General features: G+C 67.7%; 1 protein-coding gene. It reads right to left on the bottom strand.

Annotation, left to right across the window (positions count from 1 at the left end; genetic code table 11):
* Positions 1-297 (bottom strand): BamA/TamA family outer membrane protein (locus OXS27_RS32500; protein ID WP_267361768.1); only part of this gene is annotated, 297 nt, incomplete at both ends.

The following is a 297-nucleotide window of genomic DNA, read 5'->3' as shown; positions in this document are numbered from 1 at the left end:
GCGTCGGCGAAGAGCGCGCCCTTTAGGCCGAGATCGCGCGGAACACCGGGCAGCGGGAACTGAACTTCGAGAGTGCCGCCGATATAGGTCGAACCGCCGATCGCGTTCGAGCGGGCATCGGCGATGCCGACGTCGCGCGGACCGATGCCGTTCGGCGCGAAGCCGCGGACCAGCGACGGGCCGAGGAAGAACTCGTCGGTCACGCGAAGCGGCTTGCCGTCGATGGACTGGATGTGGCCGCCCTGGAACCGGACGAAGCCAACGACGTCCTCGGAGATCTCCTTGTAGTACCGCGCG

The sequence above is a fragment of the Methylobacterium sp. GC_Met_3 genome (assembly GCF_026540775.1).
Classification (GTDB): Bacteria; Pseudomonadota; Alphaproteobacteria; order Rhizobiales; family Beijerinckiaceae; genus Methylobacterium.
This window is presented reverse-complemented; position numbering and strand designations above follow the sequence as displayed.